Origin of the sequence: Pseudoflavonifractor phocaeensis (assembly GCF_016901955.1) — a bacterium.
Lineage (GTDB): Bacteria > Bacillota > Clostridia > Oscillospirales > Oscillospiraceae > Flavonifractor > Flavonifractor phocaeensis_A.
Window position 1 is genome coordinate 1 of sequence record NZ_JACJLC010000261.1, and the last position, 260, is coordinate 260.

At 52.3% G+C, this 260-nt stretch carries 1 protein-coding gene; it reads left to right on the plus strand.

Annotated features, from left to right (window positions below; translation table 11 throughout):
• Positions 1 to 88: 88 nt before the first annotated feature.
• Positions 89 to 260 (plus strand): zinc ribbon domain-containing protein (locus H6B51_RS17455; RefSeq protein ID WP_335342202.1); only part of this gene is annotated, 172 nt, incomplete at its 3' end.

The window sequence follows — 260 nt, forward strand, 5'->3', positions numbered from 1 at the left end:
AAAACGCCGTAAATATTTGGAGACCTCTGATTGCAAATAAACGAACCCGGTAGGATTGCAAGTCCTACCGGGTTTTGACTGTATACGGGTGGTTATTGAGCGCTTACGTGAGTTCCGGCGGCAGTTGGAATACAAGGCTCAGTGGTATGGGAAACAGGTAGTCACGGTAGACCGCTTCTTTCCGTCCTCCCAACTGTGCTCCGTTTGTGGCGCTCAGTGGTCCGGCACAAAGGATTTGTCCGTCCGGGAGTGGACTTGCC